The sequence below is a fragment of the Sphaerotilus montanus genome, from assembly GCF_013410775.1.
GTDB classification, from domain to species: domain Bacteria; phylum Pseudomonadota; class Gammaproteobacteria; order Burkholderiales; family Burkholderiaceae_C; genus Sphaerotilus; species Sphaerotilus montanus.
Genome location: NZ_JACCFH010000001.1, coordinates 2,791,855 through 2,809,786, shown reverse-complemented (window position 1 = coordinate 2,809,786; position 17,932 = coordinate 2,791,855). Strand labels below are relative to the sequence as shown.

General features: G+C 68.4%; 18 protein-coding genes. 9 read left to right on the top strand and 9 right to left on the bottom strand.

The window, feature by feature from the left end:
- Window positions 1–5: 5 nt before the first annotated feature.
- Window positions 6–2,642, bottom strand: coding sequence for a DNA translocase FtsK 4TM domain-containing protein (locus BDD16_RS12805; RefSeq protein WP_179634308.1), 2,637 nt, complete (start codon window positions 2,640–2,642; stop codon window positions 6–8).
- A gap of 106 nt (window positions 2,643–2,748) precedes the next feature.
- A complete protein-coding gene (locus BDD16_RS12800; RefSeq protein WP_179634307.1) occupies window positions 2,749–3,417 on the bottom strand; it encodes a Crp/Fnr family transcriptional regulator in 669 nt (222 codons plus the stop codon).
- A 204-nt stretch (window positions 3,418–3,621) separates the two neighbouring features.
- Here BDD16_RS12800 and trxB point away from each other — a divergent pair, with 204 nt between their 5' ends.
- The 4 genes from trxB (at window position 3,622) to BDD16_RS12780 (ending at window position 7,039) form a co-directional block, all read left to right on the top strand.
- Window positions 3,622–4,590, top strand: a complete 969-nt coding sequence (trxB, locus tag BDD16_RS12795; RefSeq protein WP_179634306.1) for a thioredoxin-disulfide reductase — start codon at window positions 3,622–3,624, stop codon at window positions 4,588–4,590.
- A 179-nt stretch (window positions 4,591–4,769) separates the two neighbouring features.
- Entirely contained in the window at window positions 4,770–5,003 is a 234-nt protein-coding gene (gene rpmB, locus BDD16_RS12790) for a 50S ribosomal protein L28 (protein WP_179634305.1), read from the top strand.
- Window positions 5,004–5,018: 15 nt separating this feature from the next.
- Window positions 5,019–5,189, top strand: coding sequence for a 50S ribosomal protein L33 (rpmG, locus tag BDD16_RS12785; protein WP_179634304.1), 171 nt, complete (start codon window positions 5,019–5,021; stop codon window positions 5,187–5,189).
- A 188-nt stretch (window positions 5,190–5,377) separates the two neighbouring features.
- Complete coding sequence (locus BDD16_RS12780; RefSeq protein WP_179634303.1) at window positions 5,378–7,039, top strand: hypothetical protein; 1,662 nt, start codon at window positions 5,378–5,380, stop codon at window positions 7,037–7,039.
- A gap of 70 nt (window positions 7,040–7,109) precedes the next feature.
- Here BDD16_RS12780 and BDD16_RS12775 read toward each other — a convergent pair whose 3' ends face one another.
- The 3 genes from BDD16_RS12775 to purN form a co-directional block, all read right to left on the bottom strand.
- Complete coding sequence (locus BDD16_RS12775; protein ID WP_179634302.1) at window positions 7,110–8,333, bottom strand: DesA family fatty acid desaturase; 1,224 nt, start codon at window positions 8,331–8,333, stop codon at window positions 7,110–7,112.
- A gap of 225 nt (window positions 8,334–8,558) precedes the next feature.
- Entirely contained in the window at window positions 8,559–9,821 is a 1,263-nt protein-coding gene (locus BDD16_RS12770) for an RsmB/NOP family class I SAM-dependent RNA methyltransferase (RefSeq protein WP_179634301.1), read from the bottom strand.
- 18 nt (window positions 9,822–9,839) lie between these two features.
- Complete coding sequence (gene purN / locus BDD16_RS12765; protein WP_179634300.1) at window positions 9,840–10,478, bottom strand: phosphoribosylglycinamide formyltransferase; 639 nt, start codon at window positions 10,476–10,478, stop codon at window positions 9,840–9,842.
- A gap of 140 nt (window positions 10,479–10,618) precedes the next feature.
- Between purN and BDD16_RS12760 the strand changes: the two genes are divergently transcribed.
- The 4 genes from BDD16_RS12760 (at window position 10,619) to BDD16_RS12745 (ending at window position 13,870) form a co-directional block, all read left to right on the top strand.
- A complete protein-coding gene (locus BDD16_RS12760; RefSeq protein WP_179634299.1) occupies window positions 10,619–11,068 on the top strand; it encodes a YidB family protein in 450 nt (149 codons plus the stop codon).
- A gap of 94 nt (window positions 11,069–11,162) precedes the next feature.
- Complete coding sequence (locus BDD16_RS12755; protein ID WP_179634298.1) at window positions 11,163–12,326, top strand: FIST signal transduction protein; 1,164 nt, start codon at window positions 11,163–11,165, stop codon at window positions 12,324–12,326.
- Between the two features lie 2 nt (window positions 12,327–12,328).
- Window positions 12,329–13,399 (top strand): GGDEF domain-containing protein, encoded by a 1,071-nt coding sequence (locus BDD16_RS12750; protein ID WP_179634297.1) that lies wholly within the window; start codon window positions 12,329–12,331, stop codon window positions 13,397–13,399.
- A 27-nt stretch (window positions 13,400–13,426) separates the two neighbouring features.
- Window positions 13,427–13,870: a DUF3717 domain-containing protein gene (locus tag BDD16_RS12745; RefSeq protein WP_179634296.1), complete on the top strand. Its 444-nt coding sequence runs from the start codon at window positions 13,427–13,429 to the stop codon at window positions 13,868–13,870.
- Here the strand turns inward: BDD16_RS12745 and BDD16_RS12740 are convergent.
- The 4 genes from BDD16_RS12740 to BDD16_RS12725 all read right to left on the bottom strand — a co-directional run bounded on the left by BDD16_RS12740 (window position 13,800) and on the right by BDD16_RS12725 (window position 17,102).
- On the bottom strand, window positions 13,800–15,248 hold the full coding sequence (locus BDD16_RS12740; protein ID WP_218897783.1) for a sensor histidine kinase: 1,449 nt from the start codon (window positions 15,246–15,248) through the stop codon (window positions 13,800–13,802). The genes BDD16_RS12745 and BDD16_RS12740 overlap by 71 nt on opposite strands.
- A 1-nt stretch (window position 15,249) precedes the next feature.
- On the bottom strand, window positions 15,250–15,957 hold the full coding sequence (locus BDD16_RS12735) for a response regulator (protein ID WP_179634295.1): 708 nt from the start codon (window positions 15,955–15,957) through the stop codon (window positions 15,250–15,252).
- Between the two features lie 108 nt (window positions 15,958–16,065).
- A complete protein-coding gene (locus BDD16_RS12730) occupies window positions 16,066–16,440 on the bottom strand; it encodes a response regulator transcription factor (protein WP_179634294.1) in 375 nt (124 codons plus the stop codon).
- Window positions 16,441–16,451: 11 nt separating this feature from the next.
- The gene (locus tag BDD16_RS12725; RefSeq protein WP_179634293.1) at window positions 16,452–17,102 is read right to left on the bottom strand and encodes an excisionase family DNA-binding protein; all 651 of its coding nucleotides are present in this window, start codon (window positions 17,100–17,102) and stop codon (window positions 16,452–16,454) included.
- 262 nt (window positions 17,103–17,364) lie between these two features.
- Here BDD16_RS12725 and greB point away from each other — a divergent pair, with 262 nt between their 5' ends.
- A complete protein-coding gene (gene greB / locus BDD16_RS12720) occupies window positions 17,365–17,931 on the top strand; it encodes a transcription elongation factor GreB (RefSeq protein WP_179634292.1) in 567 nt (188 codons plus the stop codon).
- The last annotated feature ends 1 nt before the right edge of the window (window position 17,932 follow it).

Sequence of the window (17,932 nt, the reverse complement as noted above, 5' to 3'; positions counted from 1 at the left end):
TTGCATCATTCGCTGGGTCGGGCCGGGACGAGGAGGTCGCGGTTGCCGTTGGTGGACATGCTGGATACGAGTCCGGACTGCTCCATTTGTTCCAGCAACCGGGCCGCGCGGTTGTAGCCGATGCGCAGGTGGCGCTGCACCAGCGAGATCGAGGCCTTGCGGTTCTGCAGCACGACGGCCACGGCCTGGTCGTACATCGGGTCGGCTTCGGCGTCGCCACCGCCGCCTTCGGCGTTGGTGTCGTTGCCACCGTCGCCATCGAGCACACCGCCTTCGAGGATGCCCTCGATGTAGTTCGGCTCGCCCTGCGACTTCAGGTATTCGACGACACGGTGCACCTCGTCATCGCTGACAAACGCGCCGTGGACCCGGATCGGCACGCCCGAGCCCGGCGAGAGATAGAGCATGTCGCCCTGCCCCAGCAAGGCTTCGGCGCCCATCTGGTCGAGGATGGTGCGGCTGTCGATCTTGCTGGAGACCTGGAAGCTCAGCCGTGTGGGAATGTTGGCCTTGATCAGACCCGTGATGACGTCGACCGACGGCCGCTGCGTGGCCAGGATCAGGTGGATGCCGGCCGCGCGCGCCTTCTGCGCCAGCCGGGCGATCAGTTCCTCGATCTTCTTGCCGACGACCATCATCAGGTCGGCCAGCTCGTCGATCACCACCACGATGTGCGGCAGGCGGTCGAGCGGCTCGGGCTCTTCCGGCGTCAGGCTGAAAGGATTCGGGATCAGCTCCTCGCGCTCGGCCGCGTCGTCGATCTTCTTGTTGTAGCCGGCGAGGTTGCGCACGCCCATCTTGCTGAGCAGCTTGTAGCGCCGCTCCATCTCGGCCACGCACCAGTTGAGCGCGTTCGAGGCCTGCTTCATGTCGGTGACGACCGGGGCGAGCAGGTGCGGAATGCCTTCGTAGACGCTCATTTCGAGCATCTTCGGGTCGATCAGGATCAGCCGCACATCCCGCGCATCGGCCTTGTAGAGCAGCGACAGGATCATGCTGTTGATGCCCACCGACTTGCCGGAGCCGGTGGTGCCCGCGACCAGGCAGTGCGGCATCTTGGCCAGATCGGCGACGAAGGGCTTGCCGACGATGTCCTTGCCGAAGCCCAGCGTCAGCAGGGATGCGGCGTTGGTGTAGATCGGCGCGCCCAGCACCTCGGACAGCCGGATGATCTGCCGCTTGGCGTTGGGCAGCTCCAGCGCCATGCAGTTGCGGCCCGGGATGGTCTCGACCACGCGGATCGACACGAGGCTGAGCGAGCGGGCCAGATCCTTGGCCAGGTTGACGATCTGCGAACCCTTGACGCCCGTGGCCGGCTCGATCTCGAAGCGCGTGATCACCGGGCCGGGCATGGCCGCGATGACCTTGACCTCGACACCGAAGTCCGCGAGCTTGCGCTCGATCTGGCGGCTGGTGGCCTCCAGCGCCTCGGGTGTGGCGGTTTCGGTGGCGGGTGTGGCCAGATCCAGCAGGCTGACCTGTGGCAGATGGGCCGGGCCCTCGATCGGCGCCAGCACCGGCGCAGAAACAGGCACGGGTGCAGGCACCGCAGCCGCACGTGCGGGGACCGGGACGGACACCGGCATCAGCGCCGGAGCCGGAGCCGGAGCCGGAGCAGGGATCGGGCGGGCTGCCGCAGGCATCGGCAAGCCTTCGTCCCAGGGCGGCGCCACCAGCGGCGGCAGGCTCTCGGGCACGGTGTCCACAAAATCGGGCTCGTAGCTCGCCGCGCGCGCACCGGAGGACGCCACCTGCAGCACGGCGGGCATGGTTTCCGAGTCGAACACCGGTTCGACGCTGACCGCGGCCGCCGGCCTGTCCTTCTCCTTCTTCTTGCGGCTGGCGACGGGCGCAGCCGCCACGGGTTCCAGCGGAGCCAGCGGCGCCGGTTCGGTCATCGATTCGCGCTCGCGTGCCATCTGCGCCTGCGCACCGATGCGCTTGTCCTCGGCCTCCTTGCGGCTCGACTGGCGACGTTCGCGCCAGCCATCGAACCAGCCACCGATGCGTTCGGCCAGTCCCAGCCAGGAGAACCGGAACGCCCAGGCCAGCGCCAGCAGCAGCACGACGATCCACAGCACCCCGCTGCCGACGAACCCGAGCAGGTGCATGCTCGACGGACCCAGTACCGCGCCGAGCACGCCGCCAGCATGCGCACCCGCCACGACCCCCTCGAACTGGTACAGGCGGGTCCACTCCAGAGCCGTGCTCGACATCAGCAGCAGCAGCAGCCCGACCCAGGTCAGCCATTGCGGGCGCCAGTGCACCGGACCGACCGGGTCCACTGGCGCCAGATCGGCCCGCAGCAGGCGTGCCACCATCGACAGCCAGGCGCGCACCCCGAACAGCAGCCCCCACCACGCCGACAGGCCGAACAGCACGAACGACAGATCGGACGCCCAGGCCCCGATCACGCCGGCGTGGTTGCGCAGGCGCTGCCCGTCGCCGGAGGTGGAAAATGCGGCATCCCCCGGGTGGTGACTGACCATGGCGAGGATCCACAGCAGCAGCAGCGTGCCGCCCAGCGTAATGCCCACCTGCAGGCGCCAGCGGGGGACGGAGGGAGAAGTGGAAGCCTGCGCCTGCGAAGCAGGCGTCTGGGCGGAAGCTGAACTGCGCAGCGAACCGAGCGGATAAGTCATGCCGGCATTGTCCGCCATCCTCGGAAACGGCAAAGCCGCCATGAAGCGGGGCGGCTTTGCGTTCACTGAGGCACCTGGAGGGTGCCTTGTCTGCGACAGGGCAGGATTACTGGGTGGCCAGACGCTCGGTCAGCACGACCCAGCCGTTTTCCTGCGTCTCGATCAGGCCACGCTCTTCCAGATCCTTCATCACCCGGCTGACCATCTCGCGCGAAGCGCCGACGACCTTGGCCAGATCCTGGCGCGAGACCTTGCTGCGGATGACGCGGCGACCCTCGTCGTCCTCGGCCATGTCGAGCAGCGCGCGCGCCACGCGGCCGTAGACGTCCAGCAGCGCGAGCGACTCGATCTGGCGGTCGGCATTGCGCAGCCGCGCCACCAGACCGCGCAGGATCGCGTACGACAGGCTGGAGTTGTCCGGCAGGCAGGTCGCGAACTCGCTGCGGCCCAGCACCAGCACGTCCGTCTGCACTTCGGCGCGCACGGTGGCCGAGTGCGGCTCGTTGTCGATCAGGCTCATCTCGCCCAGGTAGTCACCGGCTTCCAGCACGGCCAGGATCACCTCGCGGCCCCGGGTGTCAGAGGTGATGACGCGGGCGCGGCCGCTCAGCAGGATGAACAGGGCATCCGACTTGCGGCCTTGCTCGACGATGATTTCGCCGCGGCGGTAGCGGCGCTTGACCACGCCGTCGGCGATCGTCTGCGCCTGCTCCACGGTCAGCATCGAGAAAAGAGGAACCCGTCGAATCAGATCAAGGTTTGAGAGCATGGCCATGGGGCTACTCCTGCTTGTTGGTGTCTATCGTTGTCATTGAAAGCGGGACATGGCGCGGGGCAGACAAGAACCGCTAAGCTTCGCACTGCAACATTTCACGACATGCCCATTGCGTCGCGACTCTAACCGAAGCGTCCCCACGTTGAACAGCGCGGTGACCCGGAAATGAAACCGCGCGCGCCCACGGAAAACGACACCGCACCCATGAGCAGCACCTCCACCCACGCCCAAGTCCTCATCCTCGGCTCCGGCCCGGCCGGCTACACCGCCGCCATCTACGCCGCCCGCGCCAATCTGAAGCCGACGCTGGTCACCGGAATGGCCCAGGGCGGACAGCTCATGACCACCACCGAAGTCGACAACTGGCCGGCGGACGTGATGGGCGTGCAGGGGCCGGAGCTGATGCAGCGCTTCCAGGAGCACGCCGAACGCTTCAACACCACGATGGTGTACGACCACATCCATGCGGTGGATTTCTCGCAGCGGCCGTTCCTGCTGACTGGCGATTCCGGCACTTACACCTGTGACGCGCTGATCCTTGCCACCGGCGCCAGCGCCAAGTACATCGGCCTGCCCTCGGAAGAGGCCTTCATGGGCCGCGGCGTCAGCGGCTGCGCCACCTGCGACGGCTTCTTCTACCGTGGCCAGGAGGTCTGCGTGGTCGGTGGCGGCAACACCGCCGTCGAGGAAGCGCTCTACCTGTCGAACATCGCCAGCAAGGTCCACCTGATCCACCGCCGCGACAAGTTCCGCGCCGAGGCCATCCTGATCGACAAGCTCGAGGAGAAAGTCGCCGCCGGAAAAATGGAGTTACATCTGTTTCAGACTCTGGACGAAGTTCTGGGCGACCAGACCGGTGTCACGGGCGTGCGCCTCAAGAGCACCGTGGACGAAAGCACCCGGGATCTGGACGTGAAGGGCTGCTTCATCGCCATCGGCCACCAGCCGAACACGGACATCTTCAAGGGCCAGCTGGAGATGAAGGACGGCTACATCGTCACGCGCTCCGGTCTCAACGGCCTGGCCACGATGACCAGCGTGCCCGGCATCTTCGCGGCGGGCGACGTGCAGGACCATGTCTATCGCCAGGCCATCACCAGCGCCGGCACGGGCTGCATGGCCGCGCTGGACGCGCAGCGTTACCTCGAACAGAATCCCCCTGCGGGCGCCTGACACCGAGCCATCGGCGGCGGCGCTGATTTCCGTTCTATAATCGACGTTTTGCCGCCAAGAGACCCGACAGGCCGTTCAGGTTTGTCGGAGGGGTGATCATCAGACCGGGCACCACAAGTGCCGACAATGTTCAGGCGGGTCTGCTCTGGTTGCTGTAACCATCGTATCGGAGAAGCGTCATGGCACGCGTCTGTCAAGTCACGGGTAAAGGCCCGATGACCGGGAACAATGTTTCCCACGCAAACAACAAAACCAAGCGCCGCTGGCTGCCCAACCTGCAGTACCGCCGCTTCTGGGTCGAGAGCGAAAACCGCTGGATTCGCCTGCGCATCTCCAACGCTGCGCTGCGACTGATCGACAAGAAGGGTATTGACGTGGTCCTCGCCGACCTGCGTGCCCGCGGCGAACTGTAATCGGAGACTGACACCATGGCAGCCAAAGGCGGACGCGAAAAGATCAAGCTGGAATCCACTGCGGGTACCGGCCATTTCTACACCACGGACAAGAACAAGAAGACGACGCCCGGAAAGCTCGAATTCATGAAGTTCGATCCGAAGGCACGCAAGCACGTGCTGTACAAGGAAATCAAGCTCCGCTGATCAGCACACGCTGAACAGGACTTGTTCCAGACAACCCGCCCGGGCCCGGCCCGCGGCGGGTTTTTTCATGCCTTCGTGGCCGCCATCTCCCCCCGCCTCCCCCAAAAGGTGGCCCTCTCCAGCGTGATGGACCGCACACCCCAACCCGCCTAGATTGGCCATCAGGACAGGCAACGCGGGGGAGCGACATGAAACAGCCGGGATGGCAGCAAGGCCTCGTCGCCACGGTGCTCCTTGCCTGCACCGGCAACGCAAGCAGCCAGTCGGTGGACACCTCGATGGCGCGGGCCGTGGTCGACCAGCCATTGTCGATGTCCGTCCAGGTGCGCGGCTTCGACTGGCCCGCGAGCCGCCTGACCCCGGACTGCCTGCAGGTACAGATCCAGCAGGGTGAATCGGGCGACACGGTCACACCCGTGCGCGTGCGCACCATCCCCACCGGTGACGACGGACGCGTGCTCGTGCAGATCAGCAGTCCGCAACGCGTCACCGACACGGTGCTCTCGGGCCGACTGAGTCTGCTCTGCGGCGCCGACTACACCCGGGAGTTCACCGTGCTGGCCGACCCACCGGCGGCCGCCAGCGTGCCGGGCCGCACAGCGCTGACAGCCACACCGCCCACGTCCAGTCCTGGAAAACGAACGGGGAAACCGTCTCCAGCCGCACCCGTCCCCCCGGTCTCCGCCGGCCCGGTCGCACGCCCTCCCCCCGGACGCCCGGTCGACGAGGCCGAACTCCAGCGCCTGGTCAACGCCGTCGTGACGGCCATGGCCTTGACGTCGGCCAGCATCCCCGCACCAGCACCACCACTTCCGGAGAACCCCGCCGCGGTCCTGCCATGGCAGGACCTGCGCGAAGAACAGCGCCAGACACGCGCCAGCCTGGCCGCGCTCGTCGCGAAGATCGACCGCAGCGAGCGCGAGGCCTGGCGGGATGCCGTACTGGTCATGGCTGCGGTGATCGGCCTGTCGGCGAGCCTGCTGGTGGCTCGCCTCATCCGGGAGGGACTGATGCCACGCATGGGCGCGACGACCGGGCCGGCTGCTGCACACCGACTCCGCCGCGAGCGCCACCGCCTCCGGTCTCGGCTGGAAGAGGATGCCGATCCACCCGCTCCGCAGCCCCCGACCGAACCTGCACGAGCACCCGCACCGGTACCGGCATCCACCGGACAGGATCCCGGTCTGGTCGTCTGGTCGCCACCACCCGACGCCACCTCGGAGTCCGACCCGCAAGTCCACCTCGCCACGTCGGACAACGGCCACCTCCCCGCGACCAGACGCTGGCCGGACGCCGACTTCGGCCACCCGAACCTCGACACCACCAACGCCAGCACCCAGCTGCTGGATGAACTCGAACCCCACGTCGAGGAATCCCCGATCGGTGTCGCCGTGGTCCTGGAGCGCAGGCTGCAGGAACTGCCGGGCAAGTGCCCCTGGATCCTGCTGCGCCTGCTGGACCTGTACCGGCAGATGGCACAACCCTGGAACCACGAGCGCGTCGCGGCACAACTGGAGGCGCTCTACAACGTCCGGATCCCCGCCATGGGACCGGTTGCAGCGGCCGGCGCAGAGCTGGAGGCGTATCCGGAGACGCTCGACAAGATCCGGCACGCCTGGCTGCTGGATGACTCGGCCGCCGCGCTGTCCGGTCTGCTGCTGCGCCCCACCATCCTCGAGGTGCTCGATCAACCCGCGTTCGAGGAGGTCCTGCTGCTGCACGGCATCGTGCGACAACGCCAGTCCGCGTGGCTCACCACGGTCGAAGGCGGATCGGCCCACACAGCGGCCACCCCGGTGCCGACACCGCCGGGCAGCAACAGCCGACTGATGGAATTGCTGGCCGCCTGAAACGCCAAGGGCCACCCGGCATCGGGTGGCCCTTGCTGGACGGGCTGCGCAGCAGCGCAGCGTGGCGCACTCAGGCGCGCGCGGAGCGCAGGGTGCGCGCGAACTCCTGCAGCGCGGCGATCCCGCTGCCCTCGGCGCGCTGGCACCAGCCCTGCAGGTCCACCACCAGCTGCTCGCCCGACACATTGGTGCGGGTCCACAGCTGGCGCAGTTCCTCGCGCATCGTGACCAGCTTGGTCAGCGACGGGCTCTGGTCGCAGGCCTTGGCGACGAGCGCCTTCACGTCGGCGGGGATTTTCTGATCGTCGCGGTGCAGCCAGCGCTGCGCCAGGCGCATCTCGTTCCAGCGCTCGGTGTTCTGTGCACCTTGCTGCTTGAGGCGGTCCAGTTCCTCGGCGCAGGCCTTGCGCAGATTGGTGGCGTACTGGGCCATGACCTCGTAGCGGTTGGCGATCAGCGCTTCGAGCGTCTGGCTGTCGGCGACAGGACGCACGGCGCCAAGCTTGAGCTGCGGCGCGGTCTTGCGCACCTTCGCCAGTCCCATCATCTCCAGCACGCGGATGTAGCCCCAGCCGATGTCGAACTCGAAGGGCTTGACCGACAGCTTGGCCGAGGTCGGGAAGGTGTGGTGGTTGTTGTGCAGCTCTTCGCCACCAATCCAGATGCCCCAGGGCGAGATGTTGGTGGACGCGTCCGCCGCCTCGAAGTTGCGGTAACCCCACCAGTGGCCCAGGCCATTGATGATGCCGGCCGCGTGGATCGGACTCCACAGCATCTGCACCGCCCACACGGTCAGGCCCAGCGCGCCGAACAGCAGCACGTTGATGACGAGCATCAGCGACACGCCCAGCTTGGAGCGGCCGGTGTAGACATGGCGCTCCAGCCAGTCGTCCGGGGTGTTGTGGCCGAACTTCTTCAGCGTTTCCTGGACCTTGGCCTCGGCGCGGTACAGCTCGCTGCCGCGCAGCAGCACGGTCTTGATGCCATGGGCGACCGGGCTGTGCGGGTCGTCCTTGGTCTCGCACTTGGCGTGGTGCTTGCGGTGGATCGCCACCCACTCCTTGGTCACCATGCCAGACGTCATCCACAGCCAGAAGCGGAAGAAGTGCGACGGAATCGGGTGCAGGTCGAGCGAGCGGTGGGCCTGGCTGCGGTGCAGGAAGACGGTGATGGCGACGATCGTGATGTGCGTCATCACCAGCGTGGTGACCAGCACCTGCCAGGGACTGGCGCGCAGCAGACCATGGGCCAGCCAGTCCACCAGGACCGACCAGATCGTCGAGAGTTCGGACATCGGGATTCTTTCTAGAAGCGCAGGTGGCCTGCAGGCGGGAGGGTCGCCTGCGCTACGGAATCATGTTGTGTCCGGACCACTGGCGGGGTGCAACATTCTAGACGTTCCAAAGATTTGCACGAAACAGGGATATTGCCTGATATGCACGCCCAAACTGCCCGATCGCCGACGATTGCGCCTGATCAAGGGAAGAACGCGTCAGTCGCGTCTCCCCTCAGATGCGCTTCAGGCGGCGCGGCGGCGCCAGACGGCGGCGAAGAACCCATCCGTACCGTGCCGGTGGGGCCACAGGCGCAGGTAGTTGTTGCGGCAGAGCGACTCGGCGTCCTCGACCTTCTGGCGCGCCAGCACTTCGGCGGCGTTCAGCAGCTCGAACTCCGGGTGTGCTTCGCTGAAGGCCTGGGCGATGGACTCGTTCTCGGCGTCCAGCAGGCTGCAGGTGGCATAGACCAGCTGACCGCCCGCCTTCACCAGCCGCGCGGCGCTGTCCAGGATGGCGCGCTGCTTGACCGTCAGCTCGGCCACGCCCTCGGGCGTCTGGCGCCACTTGAGGTCCGGATTGCGGCGCAGCGTGCCCAGACCCGAACACGGCGCATCGACCAGCACGCGGTCGATCTTGCCCGACAGGCGCTTGATGCGCTCGTCGCGCTCGTGGGAGATGCCGGCCGGGTAGACGTTCGACAGCCCGCTGCGCGCCAGGCGCGGCTTGAGCGCGGCCAGGCGGTGCGCCGAGACGTCGAAGGCGTACAGGCGGCCGGTGTTGCGCATCATCGCGCCCAGCGCCAGCGTCTTGCCGCCGGCGCCGGCGCAGAAGTCCACCACCATCTCGCCGCGCTTGGCCTCGGTCAGCAGCGCCAGCAGCTGGCTGCCCTCGTCCTGCACCTCGACCTCGCCGCGCTTGAAGCACTCGGTCAGGTTGAGCGTGGGCTTGCCGCGGGCGCGCAGGCCCGTCGGCGAGTACGGCGTCGGCTCGGTCAGGATGCCCTCCTCGGCCAGCGTGGCCTGGGCGGCTTCCCGCTTGACGAGCAGCGTGTTGACGCGCAGGTCCAGCCCGGCCGACTTGGACAGGCTCTCGATCAGCGGCCAGAAGTCGTTGCCCATTTCCTTCTTCAGCGCCTCGGCCAGCCAGTCGGGCAGGTTGTGGCGCAGGCTCTCGGACTGGCTCTTCAGGCTCAGCAGCTTGGCGGTGGCGGCCCATTTCTGCTCGGCCTCGGTCGTCGCGGCGCGCAGATAGGCTTCGGTGCCCTGCCAGGCCAGGATGCTCAGCCGGCGTTCCAGCGCGCCGGTGCCGGACTTGGCCAGGTACTGCAGGCGCAGCCGCTCGCGCAGCACGGCGTAGACGGTCTCGGCCAGCGCGTGGCGCTCGCGCATGCCCAGCATCCGGTTGCGGCGGAAGAAGGCCGACACCACGGCATCGGTCGGGCTGGTGAAGCGCAGGACTTCATGCAACAGCTCGTCGCACAGCGTGAAGAGGGCTTTGGGGGTCATGGGGAAGTCCTCGGAGGCTCAGAGTGTGTGGAACAGCCATTGCGGCGCGTTCAGAGTGTGGCGCACGACGCCGTCATCGCCCAGCAGCAGCTGGTCTTCGACAAACCAGCGCACGGCGCGCGGATAGATCTGGTGCTCGCAGACCAGCACCCGCGCCGACAGCGTCTCGGCCGTGTCCCCGGCCAGTACCGGCACCACGGCTTGCAGCACGATCGGGCCGTGGTCGAGTTCGGCGGTCACGAAATGCACCGTCGCGCCCGCCACCTTGCAGCCGGTCTGCAGCGCGCGTTCGTGCGTGTGCAGCCCGCCGAACGACGGCAGCAGCGACGGGTGGATGTTGAGCAGGCGACCGGCGTAGCGGGCCACGAAGCCGGGGGTCAGGATGCGCATGAACCCGGCCAGCACGACCAGATCGGGCTGGTGGGCGTCGATCTCGGCGGCCAGTGCCGCGTCGAAGGCGGCGCGGTCGGCGTGGGCACGGTGGTCGATGGAGGCGGTGGCGATGCCACGTTCGGCCGCCCAGGCGAGACCGCCCGCCGTCGGCCGGTTGCTGATGACGGCCACGACCGCAGCGGGCCAGCCCTCTTCGGCGCAGGCGCGGTGGATGGCTTCCATGTTGGAGCCACGGCCGGAAATCAGGATCACGATGCGTTTCATGGGTGCGGGAGTGTAGCGGCTGGCCGCAGCGCATGACAGCGCAACCAAAACCAGTCACAGTACGGCCGCCGGCGCAGGCGGACCGTGATGGAACGCACAAGCACCGGCGCTCGACTCACAGACACTTTCAGGAGAACACGATGGGATTGCTCGATTCAATGCTGGGTTCGGTCGTCAGCCAGGCACTCGGCGGCGGTCAGGGTGGTGGTGGACAGGCGGCGCTGATCCAGGCCGTCATCGGCATGCTGATGGGCGGCAACAACCAGGGTGGCGGTGCCGCCGCTGGTGGCTTGGGTGGCCTGCTGGAACAGTTCCAGCGCGGCGGACTGGGCGACGTGGCATCGTCGTGGGTCTCCACCGGCCAGAACATGCCGATCTCCGCCGACCAGCTCACCAACGTGCTGGGCTCGGACGTCATCGGCCAGCTGGCACGCAGCGCCGGCATGGACCAGGGCGCCGCCGCGGGCCAGCTCTCGCAGATCCTGCCGCAACTGATCGACGGCCTGACGCCGAATGGCCAGCTGCCGCAGCAAGGCACCGACCTGGGCAGCATGCTGCCGCAGATCCTGGGCGGACTGCTCAGCCGCTGAGCCTGTCCCGCACCGCCGCAGGGCCGCTCAAGCCCTGCGGCCAGCGGTCGATACACCGGTAAGCCGATCCTGGCTGCGCTGATGTGTCTACCGCATGGAACTCGCAACTCTCGTGTACCTGCCGGGCTCCGGCTGGGCGACACCGCCTGACACCCAGCTGGACAGCCCGAACACGCTCGTCCTGGTGTTCGGCGCTGCCGACAGCCTGGCCACCCTGGCCGAGGGCAGCCCGCTGAGCACCCTGGCCCGGGCCCTGCCGCGCAGCGTCTTCGCCAGCGCAGCCACCCACACCATCGCCCACGCCCGCCAGACTGCCGACGAGGCACTGGTGGTCTGCATCGTCCGGTTCGACCACACGGCGCTGCGGCGCTTTCACGTCGAACTGGGTCCCGTCATGACGGCGGAGTCCGCCGGACGGCAGCTCGCACAGGCGCTCCTCGACACGCCGGGACTGAGCGGCGTGCTGGTGCTGGCCGACGGCATCGAAGTCAACGGCCCCGATCTGGTGCGCGGCCTGAACGCGCTCCTGCCCGACAGCCTGCCGATCGCCGGCGGCATGGGTGCGGCCGGCACCCGGCAGGCACGCACCTGGTCGATGCGCCACGATGGCCCGCCCCAAGGCAGCGCCTGCGTCATCGGCCTGTACGGCGCGCAGCTGCGCATGGCCCGCAGCTGCCACGGTGGCAGCATCGGCTTCGGCCAGCGCCGCCTGGTCACCCGGGCCCAGGGCAACACGGTCGAGGAGATCGACGGCTACCCCGCCCTCCAGCTCTACCGCCAGTACCTGGGCCGCTATGCCAGCGGCCTGCCCGAGGCGGCCTCGCATTTCCCGCTGACGGTGTTCCGCCAGGCGACGGACCTGCAGGGCGTGATCCGCTACGTCCTGGGCATCGACACGGACCGCCAGACCATCGACGTCGCCGGCGACATCCCGGCCGGCAGCCTGGTCCAGCTCTCGCGGGCCGGGCGCAGCGAGTTGCTGGAAGGCGCCTTCCACGCGGCCCGGGACCTGGCCGACGCCCTGCCCGTCGACGGGCCCGTGCTGGCGCTGGTGGTGAGCTGCGTCGGCCGGCGGCACGTGCTCGGCGAGCAGACGGAGGACGAGCTCGAACCCGTCGCCACCCTGCTGCGGCCGGGCTCGGCACTGGCGGGCTTCTACTCGTTCGGCGAGATTTCGGCTGGCGCCGGCCAGCGCTGCGACATGCACAACATGACCCTCACGCTGGCGGCGCTCTGGGAAGAACCCCAGGAGCCATGACCATGGACCGCCGCCCCACGCCCCTCCTCCACCCCATGCTGGCGCGCCAGCTCCGGCGACTGCACATCGACCCGCTCGCCGGCCCGCCCGGCGCCGAGCAGTGGTCCGCCCTGCTCGCACTGGCCGGAACGACCTACGAGGAGTACGAGCAGCTCGTCTACCTCGTGACCCGTGCCGAACGCATGTCCACCGACGAGCTGCAGCGCAGCCAGTCGGCCCTCGCCGAAGCCGAGCGCATCGCCGGACTCGGCAGCTGGACCTGGCGGCCTGGCGACGAGACGCTGCTCATCTCGTCGACGCTGGCCAGCCTGATGCAGTTGCCGGCCAATACCCGGGAGCTGCCGCTGGTGCTGTGGCTGGCCAGCATGGACAGTGCCGACCGGGGCGTGCTGCACGACAGCCTGCGCCGTGCGACGCGCCAGGAGGTCAGCCTGTGCGGCGAGCTGCGGCTGCAGTACCGCATCGTCTCGTGTCCCGATGCCGACCGGCCGGGGGCCCTGCGCGTCAGCGGCACCCTGCTCGACATCACCGAGCGCATGCGGGCCGAGGAGCAGGTGCGCGCCCTGGCCTTCCAGGATCCGCTGACCGGTCTGTGCAACCGCGCGCGCTTCTTCGACCTGCTCGGCTCGGCGCGCAGCCGGGTGCACGATTCCGGAGAACAGCTCGCCCTGCTCTTCCTCGATCTGGACGGTTTCAAGGAGATCAACGACCGGCACGGCCACGACGCCGGCGACCAGCTGCTGCGCCAGGTGGCCGAACGCCTGCGCTGCACCGTGTCGCCGCACGATCCGCTGTGCCGCTTCGGCGGCGACGAGTTCCTGGTGCTGATCCGATCCGAGGACGGAGAACCCGCGCTCGAAGCGCTGGCACAGCAGATCCTGACCGCGATCTCCGAGCCCTTCGATGTGGATGGGCGGCGCCTGAGCGTGGGCGTGAGCATCGGCATCGCCATCTACCCGCGCGACGCGATGAGCACGCTGGACCTGGTCCGGGCCGCCGACACCGCGATGTACCAGGCCAAGCAGCAGGGCAAGGGCCGCTTCGAGTTCCATCGCCCCCTGGCGACGAACTGAAGCCTGCGGCGCTATGCTCGCGCCTCCATGGCAGGCATCCACATCACCGACATCGAGGCGGCCATCAACTGGTGGCGCCAGCGACAACCCTCCCCGGACGGCGTGACGCTGTGCGCGCCGCTGCGGGCGCTCGCGGAGGTCTATGCCCTGCTGGTGTACTACCGGGAAACGCTCTGCGATGAACTCGGCCTGCCCGAGGCGGCCCGGCAGGCCTGGCTGGCCTGGTACGACACCACGCCGGACGCGCCCTGCATCGCCATCTGCTCGACCACCCAGGGCGACGCGGTCTGCAAGGGCTGCGGCCGCACCTTCGACGAGGTGCAGCACTGGCCGGCGATGAGCCCCGCCGCCAAGCGCCAGACCTGGCACCGCATCACCCGGGAAGGCACCGCCTGGCGTTTCAACCGCTATGCGGACCGGGTGCGCCCGCAGGTGCCACCGGCGCCGGCCCCGTTCCGCGGGGCAGCTTGATCGCGAAGCAGCTGCCGCCGCCCTCGCGGGCGATGCAACGCACGCTGCCGCCATGCCGCTGGGCGATCTGGCGCACCAGCGACAGGCCGAGCCCGACGCCACCCGCCCGCTCGGCATGCCCCGGCAGCCGGAAGAACGGCTCGAACACCTGCTCGCGGAAGGCCTCCGGCACGCCGGGTCCGCGGTCACAGACCTGCACTTCCACCTCGTCCGCGCCGATGACCCGGACCTGCGCCTCGACCTCGTCCCCGCCATAGCGCCGGGCGTTCTCCAGCAGGTTGCGCAGTGCGCGGCGCAGCAGGCGCTCTTCCGCATGGACCAGCACCGGCTCGCCGTCCGCAGCGGCACAGACACGCGCGGCCTCCTCGGCCAGCAGCCCCAGCAGGTCCACCGACTCGACGCGCAAGTCACCCTGCGCATCCAGCCGGCTGGCCAGCAGCACCTCCTCGACCAACCCGTCGAGTTCGCGGATGTCGCAGTCGATCTCGTGGCGCAGGGCCTCGCGCTGCTCGGCCGATGCGCCCTCCATCATCGCCAGCGCCATCTTCAGCCGCGCCAGGGGCGAGCGCAGTTCGTGGCTCGCGTTGGCCAGCAAGGCGCGGTTGGCGCGCACCAGGTCCTCGATGCGCTGCGCGGCCCGGTTGAAGCTGACCGCCACGGCCGCCACTTCATCCTGTCCCGCCGCATCGACCCGGTGCCCGAGGTCACCGGCGCCGAACTGCTCGACACCACGCTCCAGGGCTTCCAGACGCCGCGTCAGCCGGCGCACCACGGGATAGGCGCCGAGCGTCACGGCCGCGAACAGGCCGCCCAGCAGCAGCAGCAGCACCGAAGCCTCGTCCATCCAGCCCGAGGTGAGGCGGCGCAGCTGCCCCCCCCAGAGCAGTCCGTCCGGCGGCCCGTTCGGCGGCCCGCGCCGATCCCGGTTGGGCCTGGCGTCCGGTGGGTGGTCGTCGCCATGTCCGCCGCGCGGACGCAGCACCCACAGCACGCGCCCGTCGGCCAGCACGGCCCGCGAGGCCGCCTGCGTCTCCTCGGCCCGATCGGGTCCGACCTTGCGGTCGTAGAACGGCGACACGCCGATGCGCGCGCCATCCGGCGCATCCAGCGCCATGGGAACGCGCAGACGGTGGGACCAGTCGAGCAGCGCCTCCCGCTGCGCCATGGCAGGCGCGGTGCCGGGTGGCAGGCTGTTCTGCAGCAACTGCACCAGGGCCAGCGTCCGATCCGACATGGCCACCTCGGCCCGGCCACGCTCGGCCCCCGTGTGGCGGCTCACCAGCACCATGGCCACCAGCGCGAACACCAGCAGCGTGGCCACGACGGTGAGGTAGATGCTCAGATAGAGGCTGCGCACCCCCACGCCGCGCCAGCGCATGTCAGGTGGCGTCCGCGTCCTGCTTGCGCGCGAAGACGTATCCCGAACCACGCACCGTCAGGATGCGCCGCGGATTCTTGGGGTCGTCCTCGATCGCTGCCCGGATGCGCGAGATGTGCACATCGATGCTGCGGTCGAACGCGTCGATCGGATGGCCGCGCAGGGCGTCCATGATCTGGTCCCGCGAGAGCACGCGGCCGGGACTCTGCGCCATGACGTGCAGGATGTCGAACTGGTAGCTCGTCAGGTCGCACTCGCGGCCCTCGATGCGGATCTGCCGCGCGTTCACATCCACCTCCAGGCGGCCGAAGCGCAGCAGCGCCTCGTCCCCCGTCGGGGACGCGCGGCGCAGCAGCGCCTTGATGCGCGCCAGCAGCTCACGCGGCTCGAAGGGCTTGGGCAAGTAGTCGTCGGCGCCGAGTTCCAGACCGATGATGCGGTCCATCGGCTCGCCGCGGGCAGTGAGCATCAGCAGCGGCAGGCTGCGCAGACGCTGGTCGCTGCGCAGCTCGCGCGTGAGGTCCAGACCGTCGCCGTCGGGCAGCATCAGGTCGAGCACCAGCACGTCGCAGGGCTCGTGCTGCAGCTTGAGCCGCCCCTGGGCCAGGTCACCGGCCACGCTGACCGTCAGCCCTGCCGCCTGCAGGTAATCACGCACCATGCCGGTCAGGCGGGTGTCGTCGTCGATGAGCAGGATGCGGGCATTCATGGCGGCAGGGATTCAGCGGGTCGGGCCCGTATGCTGCAACAGCTTCGTCAGGCACGCATGATGCGCCTGTAAAGAAGCTTGTCCACCCGTTGGCGGGTCAGCCTGCGGTCACGCCGCATCCAGCATCGACTCGACACGCTCGATCAGCTCGAACGGGCTGAACGGCTTGACCAGATACCCGTCTGCCCCCGCGGTCCGGCCTGCGCCGATGTCCCCCGCCTGCCCGCGGGCCGTGAGCATCACGACCAGCGTGCCGGCCAGCGCCGGGTCCTGCTTGAGGCGGTCACACACCTGGTAGCCATCAAGGCCACCCGGCATCACCACATCCAGCAGCACCAGCGCCGGTCGCAAGGAGGCCGCCAGTTCGAGCGCGCTCGCACCATCGACGGCCTCGTGCACCTCGAAATCACCGAGCTCCAGGGTCATCCGGATGAGCTTGCGCAGATCCGGCTGGTCATCGACGACAAGAATGCGGCGGGGCATGGGCCCGACTTTCAGCTGACGGAATCCACGTGGGGGCTGCGCCCCATGCGGGTCATTTCGGACTCGACCCAGGCCCGCACGGCGATGGCCGGTGCCGGCTGGTGCACGACGCGCACCCGCTCCGGCAGTCCACCGCGCTCGGCGATCTGGTGCGGCGTCTGGGTCGTGATCGCCAGCACGCGCAACTGGCTGTAGTCGCTCAGGCTCGACAGCGTCAGCAGCATGGCGTAGCCGTCGATGTCGGGCATGGCCAGGTCGGTGACGAGCAGATCGGGCGACTTGCGACCGAGCTGCAGCAGGCCGGTGTAGCCGTTGTTGGCGCCCCGGATGGAAATCGCCGAGCCCAGCGGCTGCAGCACTTCCTGCCACAGGTGGAGCTGGTCGACGCTGGACGCGACCAGCAGCAGGTCGAGCGGGGCCGTGCCGGCCGCGGCCATCGACAGCGAGGTCGGGGCCGCAGGACGCAGGCCACTGCGATGCGCCAGTGCCTCCACCGCCGACAGGCGAATGCGGCGATGACCGCCGGGTGTGCGCCCGGCAGGCAGGGTTCCTGCTTCGACCCAGAGCTGGACCGTTCGCAGCGACACGCCCAATCGCTGGGCAGCCTCGCGGGTGGTCAACAATGGATCCATCGGATCTTGAGCAAAATGGGGACGAGACATGGCAGGGGGGTCCTCAAAAACACCTATCGGTCGAACCCGCCAACAGCATGTTGAACGGATTCGAAGGTCTCCAGCGCTTATTTCTTCTGTGACGTGCCAAGGTCATCGGCATGCCACTTCCCCTGCTGTAGGACCGGATGTTTCAAAGTGTGACGTATTTCGCTACCCAATTACGAATTCCGCACATCCAGTGTGATGGTCTTCCACCACAAACCCCGCAACCGCGGGACCAAACAGTACCGATGATCCCGCAATTTTGATCATGCGCAAAGCTTTTCAGCCTGAACCGTCACCGGATGACGACGACGACACCGCAAACGGCTTGCCGCCACTGCCTGCCGGTACACGAAACTACATGACCCCGCAAGGCTGGCACGCGCTGCGGGCCGAGCTGATGCAACTGCTGGACGAGGAGCGGCCCCGGATCGTGGAAATCGTGTCCTGGGCGGCCAAGAATGGCGACCGCTCGGAGAACGGCGACTACCTGTACGGCAAGAAACGCCTGCGCGAGATCGACCGCCGCATCCGCTACCTGACGAAGCGACTCGACATCGCCGAAGTGGCCGATCCATCGGCGCACCATGGCAAGGACCAGATCTTCTTCGGCGCCACGGTCACCTATGCCGACAACAGCGGCATCGAGCACACCATCACCATCAAGGGCATCGACGAGACCGACAGCCTGAACGGCGAGGTGAGCTGGGTGGCGCCGATTGCCCGTGCGCTGATCAAGGCGCGCGAGGGGGACGAGGTGCAGCTGATGACCCCGGGCGGGCTGCAGCGGCTGGAGGTGATTGCCGTGCGGTACCCGGCGCCGGACGCCGCCTGAG